Annotated in this window: 7 protein-coding genes and 1 pseudogene; 5 read left to right on the top strand and 3 right to left on the bottom strand. The window is 60.3% G+C overall.

What is annotated here, in order from left to right:
• A pseudogene (locus Q0349_RS00685) lies at positions 1-514 on the bottom strand (hypothetical protein); the annotation flags it as partial.
• A gap of 258 nt (positions 515-772) precedes the next feature.
• Here Q0349_RS00685 and lpxA point away from each other — a divergent pair.
• Positions 773-1,546, top strand: a complete 774-nt coding sequence (gene lpxA, locus Q0349_RS00680; protein WP_298078829.1) for an acyl-ACP--UDP-N-acetylglucosamine O-acyltransferase — start codon at positions 773-775, stop codon at positions 1,544-1,546.
• A gap of 52 nt (positions 1,547-1,598) precedes the next feature.
• Here lpxA and Q0349_RS00675 read toward each other — a convergent pair whose 3' ends face one another.
• On the bottom strand, positions 1,599-2,231 hold the full coding sequence (locus Q0349_RS00675; protein WP_298078828.1) for a trimeric intracellular cation channel family protein: 633 nt from the start codon (positions 2,229-2,231) through the stop codon (positions 1,599-1,601).
• A gap of 70 nt (positions 2,232-2,301) precedes the next feature.
• Here Q0349_RS00675 and Q0349_RS00670 point away from each other — a divergent pair, with 70 nt between their 5' ends.
• Complete coding sequence (locus Q0349_RS00670) at positions 2,302-3,240, top strand: bile acid:sodium symporter family protein (RefSeq protein WP_298078827.1); 939 nt, start codon at positions 2,302-2,304, stop codon at positions 3,238-3,240.
• Between the two features lie 66 nt (positions 3,241-3,306).
• Positions 3,307-3,891, top strand: a complete 585-nt coding sequence (locus Q0349_RS00665; RefSeq protein ID WP_298078826.1) for a hypothetical protein — start codon at positions 3,307-3,309, stop codon at positions 3,889-3,891.
• A gap of 85 nt (positions 3,892-3,976) precedes the next feature.
• Here Q0349_RS00665 and Q0349_RS00660 read toward each other — a convergent pair whose 3' ends face one another.
• Positions 3,977-4,333 (bottom strand): rhodanese-like domain-containing protein, encoded by a 357-nt coding sequence (locus Q0349_RS00660; RefSeq protein WP_298078825.1) that lies wholly within the window; start codon positions 4,331-4,333, stop codon positions 3,977-3,979.
• Between the two features lie 164 nt (positions 4,334-4,497).
• Here Q0349_RS00660 and glyA point away from each other — a divergent pair, with 164 nt between their 5' ends.
• The gene (gene glyA / locus Q0349_RS00655) at positions 4,498-5,751 is read left to right on the top strand and encodes a serine hydroxymethyltransferase (protein WP_298078824.1); all 1,254 of its coding nucleotides are present in this window, start codon (positions 4,498-4,500) and stop codon (positions 5,749-5,751) included.
• An 18-nt stretch (positions 5,752-5,769) separates the two neighbouring features.
• Positions 5,770-6,228 (top strand): transcriptional regulator NrdR, encoded by a 459-nt coding sequence (nrdR, locus tag Q0349_RS00650; protein ID WP_298078822.1) that lies wholly within the window; start codon positions 5,770-5,772, stop codon positions 6,226-6,228.
• The last annotated feature ends 357 nt before the right edge of the window (positions 6,229-6,585 follow it).

Here is a 6,585-nt window from a genome sequence, read left to right as displayed (position 1 = left end):
GATTCGGCGACGGCTGCGGATTCGGCGACGGCTGCGGATTCGGCGACGGCTGCGGTTGTTCGCCTTTGTAACCGTGGTCACGGCTGATGCCGATGGCTCCGGCAACAAGGCCGACGGCGCCGAGCACACCGAGCGGTGCCAGCGCAGGCTGGTCGGCGCCAAGGGGTTGTTCGGTGACGATTTCGCTGGCAAGCGCGTGTTCGGGGGCGGTGGCAACCGGGTAGCTGGTGAGGCTGCCGTCCGCCTGCACCCCGACCAGCGCGCCCTGTCCCTGGCTGTAGTAATGGTCGATGACGAGTGCGGGGCGGCTGTCGCCGTCCAGGTAGAGATAGAGGTCGTCGCCCGCGCGCGCGGTGGTGAGGTTCGCCGGGGCGGTGCCGGTCGCGGCGTCGCCAATCTGGTAGTACGCGCCATCGACGGCGGCGATATGCGGGCTGCTGGCACTGTCCAGCGGGTATTGCGCGAGGACGTTGCCGCTGCTGTTGCGGATTTCAAGGGTGATTTGAGGGGACACGGATGGTTCCGGGGTTGCGTTTTTCTGTTGTCAAGACTAGCAATTTTCCTGCCATCATGAAAGGGTAAGGCTTTTGTAATGTTTGACAGGCATTCGTCCGCGTCATGCTGGCACGGTTGTTTTTATAAAATGCTTTTTAATCAGTTTGTTGCGACGAATGCGCCTTGCAATGTCGCCATGAACACGGTACATTCTGCACCGTTCATGCGGCTTTTTCCCGCCGCGCTGGATAACCTGCTCACACAACAGGAGAAAATCATGATTCACCCCACCGCCCTCATCGACCCCAAGGCCGAACTTGATAGCGACGTCAGCGTCGGCGCCTACAGCGTCATCGGCGCGGGCGTGCAAATCGGGCGCGGCACCACCATCGCGCCGCACGTCGTTATCGAAGGGCCGACGCGCATCGGCCAAAACAACCATATTTTTTCCTTCGCCTCGCTCGGCGCCATCCCGCAGGACAAAAAATACGGCGGCGAAGACACCACCCTCGAAATCGGCGACAACAACACCATTCGCGAATTCGTCACCTTCAACCGTGGCACGGTGCAGGACATCGGCAAGACCGTCCTCGGCGACGGCAACTGGATTATGGCCTACGTCCACCTCGCGCATGACTGCGTCATCGGCAACGACACCACCTTCGCCAACAACGTCATCCTCGCCGGACACGTCCACATCGAAGACCACGTCGTCATGGGCGGGGCGGCGATGGTGTACCAGTTCGTACGCATCGGTGCCTACACCATGGTCGGCTACTGCGCCGGCGTCAAACAGAACGTGCCGCCCTACTCGCTCGTGGTCGAATCGCCCGCGCGCATCGCCGGCATCAACCTCGAAGGGCTGAAACGCCACCATTTCAGCGCGGAAGACATCGCCGCCATCAAGCGCTGCCATCACCACCTTTACCGCGAAAACCTGCTGCTGGACGAAGCACGCGACAAAATCAACGCGCTCGCCAGCGAATCTGCCCCGGCACGGCGCATCGCCGAATTCCTTGAAAACACCGGCAAACGCGGGCTGATTCGCTAATGACGACGCCATAGAAAAAGCGGGGCTTGCACCCCGCTTTTTCCTCGTCCGTTTAATGCCGTCGCCGAATGGCGATATCCGGCAAATTCCAATTATAAATAATGGCGCAGGCGCGAATGGTGAGTACCAATAACAAGGTCAACAAATCGCGCGTCCACAAACCGACGCCAAAATGCATCAGAATGAAATAAAACACGCCGCCGACCAATGCCGCCGACAAATACACTTCCTTTTGCAACAATAGCGGCACCTGGCGACAGACAATATCGCGCAGAATCCCGCCCATAATCGCCGTCACCACGCCCATCAATACCGATACCGGCGCGGTTGCGCCGCGCATCTGCCCGACTTCAATGCCAATGACGGTAAACGTCGCCAATGCCAGCGCGTCAAACCAGCGGAAAGGTTTGTCCAACCGCTCAAACTGATAATAAAAAACCTGGGTAAAAATCGAAGTGATGGTAATCGTCCAGGCATAATCCAAATCCTTCAGCCAGAACAACGGATGGCGGTTCAGCAACAAATCGCGGGTGGTACCGCCGCCGATGGAGGCAACAAAGGCAATCATCACCGCGCCGAAAATATCAAAATGCTGCCGCTTGGCGAGTACGGTAGCGGCGACGGCGCTGGAAAAAACACCAAAAAAATCAAGAAACGTAACAATGGATTCAGGAGCAATGGACATGGCAGACAACATCACGGGGCAGAAAACCGCTAGGATAGCACCCTTTCAAAAAATTCACAGAGAGGTTCCCATGCAGCGCTTGCGCCAACTATCCACCTTCATCGGCCAGACCTTCGCCCTTTGGGCGATCGTCTTCGCCATCGCCGGTTACGCCGCCGCGCCGGTTTTCATCCCCTTCAAGCCCGCCATTCCCTACGCGCTCGGCATCATCATGTTCGGCATGGGGCTGACCCTGCGCGCCCGCGACTTCGCCGAAATCTTCCGCCGCCCGATGCAGGTACTGCTCGGCGTTGTCGCCCAGTTCCTCATCATGCCGCTGCTCGCCGTCCTTTTAGTAAACATCTTCAGCCTTGACCCGATGGTCGCGCTCGGCGTCATCCTCGTCGGCTGCTGTCCCGGCGGCACCGCCAGCAACGTCATGACCTACCTCGCGCGCGGCGATGTCGCCTTGAGCGTCACCATCACCGCCTGCTCCACCCTGCTCGCACCGTTCCTGACGCCGCTCCTGCTCGAACTCTACGCGCACAAGACCGTGGACATCGCCGTCGGCGCGATGATGCTCTCCATCATCGAAATGGTGCTGCTGCCGATCATCGCCGGCGTCCTCATCAACCGCTACTTCGACAAACACCTGCAAGTGCTGCGCGACGCCCTGCCGCTCATTTCCGTCATCTGCATCGTCCTGATTCTCGCCAGCGTCGTCGCGCTGAGCAAAGGGGCGATTGCAAAAAGCGGCATGATCATCTTCGCCGTTGTCATCCTGCACAACCTCCTCGGCTACCTGCTTGGCCTGCTCGCCGCCCGCCTCGCCGGAATGAACAGCGCCCAGTGCCGCGCTGTCATGATCGAAGTCGGCATGCAAAACAGCGCGCTCGGTGCCACCCTCGGCACAAAATACTTCAGCCCGGAAGCGGCACTGCCGAGCGCCATCTTCAGCGTCTGGCACAATATCAGCGGCGCGCTGGTCGCCAACCTCTGCACCTGGTGGGACAAACGCCACGGCAAATAACCCGTGCAGGGTGGGGCTTGCCCCACCATTAACGCCGAACACATGACGCACCACCCGCCCAAAAACATGAAAAGAATCCTCGCCCTCCTCCTCGCCTGCGCCACCGCCCACGCTACCGACAGCCTGGATGCCGATGCCCAATCGCGCCGCGATTTCATCAGCAAACACGCCGCCAAACTCGCTGCGGGCGACACCGCGCAGGCGGTACACATCACCGCCGCGATGCAGGTCAACGGCAACGCCGTCATCGCCCTCCTCTGCGAAACCGCAGATGGCCGGCAAACCCTCACCCTTTGGAGCCACACCCTGCTGGCGCAGAACAACACCGCACCATTGGCACAACACCTCGCCCAACTCGCCCGTGGCGAAGACGGCAAAGGCGACGCCAGCGCCCGCTTCAACGACAGCAGCAACGACTACCGCAACGCGCGTACCCTCGGTTGCTACACCGCCGCACTCAATCACGCCCTGCAAAACACGGACGATGCCGTCGCGCGCAGCGAAGCACTATTGGCACCGAGCACCCAGGCGGCAGACCACAGCGACATCGCCACCCGCCTGCGCGCATTCGCAAGCCCGCCCGATGCCACAGCCACCGCCATTGCCGCCTTTGAACAAGGCTGGCAAGCGGACAACGCGGCGCAACCGTGACGCGCTCCCGCCACAGCGGGATAAAACCAAAGCGCGACGCCCATAAAAAAAACCGCCCGCAGGCGGTTTTTTCACAAAGGGCGAATCACGGCGCGGCGGGCGCGGCTTCCTTCGCGCTGGCCTCCTTTTCCTTCGCCACAAACGCCTGCGCGTCGGCGAGGGTGCCGAGGTTGGTGACTTTGCGATAGCCCATGCCGTTCAGCACCTGTTGCGCGACACCGGCGCGGCGGCCGCTGCGGCAGTAAACGTAAATGTCGGCGTCGTGGTCTTGGGTGATCTCGCTGATTTTTTGCGAGACTTCATCGACCGGGATGTTAATCGCGCCGTCGGCGTGCGCTTCGGCAAATTCTTCCGGGCTGCGCACGTCAATCAGGTATGGTTCGGCGGAAGCGGCGAGGGAGGCGGCGGCGAGCAGGCTGCCGAGGACGAGTTTTTTAAGCATGAAGGGTCTCCGTGGGTTGTTGAAAAGGCGGGCAATGTTACGGGGCGGGCGAAAAGCGGGCAATGGCGCGGTGTCGCAGGATTTTGCTTCGCCGTCGCGCAGTTGCCCCGTTATGCGGAAGGCGATACCATAGCCCGCCTCAATTCCTACCTTAATATATCCCCATGTTTAGTAAAGATATGACCATCGCGGGCTTTGATGATGAACTGGCCGCCGCCATCCGCAACGAGGCGCAACGCCAGGAAACTCACATCGAACTGATCGCTTCCGAGAACTACGCCAGTCCGCGCGTCATGGAAGCACAGGGCACCTGCCTGACTAACAAGTACGCTGAAGGTTATCCGGGCAAGCGCTATTACGGCGGCTGCGAAAATGTTGATATTGTTGAGCAATTGGCGATTGAGCGCGCCAAGACGCTGTTTGGCGCCGATTATGCCAACGTGCAGCCGCACTCCGGTTCGCAGGCCAACGCCGCCGTCTTCCTTGCGCTTTTGAAAGCGGGCGACACCATCATGGGTATGGATCTTGGCCACGGCGGCCACCTCACGCACGGCTCGCCGGTGAGCTCCTCCGGCATCCTTTATAACGCCGTGCATTACGGCCTCGACCTGAAAACCGGGCTGATTGATTATGATGCGATGCAGCGCATCGCCAGCGAACACAAGCCGAAGCTGATTATTGCCGGATTTTCCGCCTACTCGCAGGTGCTGGATTTGCAGCGCTTCCGCGAAATTGCCGACAGCGTCGGTGCCTATCTGATGGTCGATATGGCGCACATCGCCGGCCTCGTCGCCACGGGGCTTGCGCCGAACCCGGTACCGATTGCCGACGTCGTCACCTCCACCACCCACAAAACCCTGCGTGGGCCGCGCGGCGGGCTGATCCTCGCCCGCGCCAACGAAGCGCTGGAGAAAAAACTCAACTCTGCCATCTTTCCCGGCATCCAGGGCGGGCCGCTGATGCAGGTGATTGCGGCGAAAGCGGTCGCCTTCCTCGAAGCGCTTGACCCTGCCTTCACCAAATACCAGGAGCAGGTGCTGGACAACGCCAAGGCGATGGCGAAAGTCTTCCTCGCGCGCGGCTACGAACTCGTCTCCGGCGGTACCAAGAACCACCTGATGCTGATTAACCTCGTCAACAAAAACCTCACCGGCCGCGCCGCCGACGCCGCACTCAGCCGCGCCTACATCACCGTCAACAAAAACGCGGTGCCGGACGACCCGCAACCGGCCTCGGTCGCGAGCGGCATCCGCATCGGCACGCCCGCCATCACCACGCGCGGCTTCAAACAGGCAGAAGCCAAACTGGTTGCCACCTGGATTTGCGACATCCTCGACGACATCGACAACGAAGAAGTCATCCTCGCCGTGCGCGAAAAAGTGAGCAAACTCTGCGCCGAATTCCCGGTGTACGGCTAACGGAGCGGAGCGCGACCCTTGCATTGCCCCATCTGCCACCGGCCGGACACCCGCGTCATCGACTCGCGCCTCTTGAGCGACGGCAGCAAAATCCGCCGCCGTCGCGAATGCACCAACCCCGCCTGCGCCACCCGCTTCACCACCTACGAAACGGCAGAAATCTCGCTGCCGATGGTCATCAAACAAAACGGCGAGCGGCAGGCGTTCTCGGCGGAGAAACTGCGCAACGGCCTGCTGCGGGCGATTGAAAAACGGCCGGTAAGCGTCAACAAAATCAACCAGTTGATAGAAGACATCGAAAACCGCCTGCGCATCAGCGGCGACCGCGAAGTCGCCTCGCGCCGCATCGGCGAATGGGTGATGGCGGGGCTGAAAGACATCGACCACGTCGCCTACATCCGCTTCGCCTCGGTTTACCTGAGCTTTCAGGACGTGGAAGCCTTCATCAACACCATCGCCGAACTGCGGCGCAATTGAGCGGCTAATTGCAGGGTGGGGCTTGCCCCACCAAAATGCCGCAATGCTGGAAAAGCAAACGTCTCAGATTGGATTAGGTGAAGCCGCCCTACAAACATACACAGGTCGGCTCCCTCCCTCGCAGGGTGCGCCAGCACCCGCAGCGGGGGAGGGCTGGGGTGGGGGTAGCGTTCGTAACATTACGCCGATGCACGCCAGTCATCTCTAGCGCAACCATACATTTCCAAAACCGTCATACATACACCAACCCAGCTATCGTATCTGTATTTTGAAATAAACCTGTTTAGCGTATTTGTGTCGTGAACCACAGAACAGAAAACCGCCGATATGCCCCCTCCCCCTGTGTGGGGGAGGGTC

The sequence above is a fragment of the uncultured Cardiobacterium sp. genome (assembly GCF_938028185.1).
Classification (GTDB): domain Bacteria; phylum Pseudomonadota; class Gammaproteobacteria; order Cardiobacteriales; family Cardiobacteriaceae; genus Cardiobacterium.
This window is presented reverse-complemented; position numbering and strand designations above follow the sequence as displayed.

Coding starts and splice junctions, on each gene's coding strand:
- lpxA (WP_298078829.1), top strand. CDS start 773: ATGATTCACCCCACCGCCCTCATCGACCCCAAGGCCGAACTTGATAGC.
- Q0349_RS00675 (WP_298078828.1), bottom strand. CDS start 2,231: ATGTCCATTGCTCCTGAATCCATTGTTACGTTTCTTGATTTTTTTGGT.
- Q0349_RS00670 (WP_298078827.1), top strand. CDS start 2,302: ATGCAGCGCTTGCGCCAACTATCCACCTTCATCGGCCAGACCTTCGCC.
- Q0349_RS00665 (WP_298078826.1), top strand. CDS start 3,307: ATGAAAAGAATCCTCGCCCTCCTCCTCGCCTGCGCCACCGCCCACGCT.
- Q0349_RS00660 (WP_298078825.1), bottom strand. CDS start 4,333: ATGCTTAAAAAACTCGTCCTCGGCAGCCTGCTCGCCGCCGCCTCCCTC.
- glyA (WP_298078824.1), top strand. CDS start 4,498: ATGTTTAGTAAAGATATGACCATCGCGGGCTTTGATGATGAACTGGCC.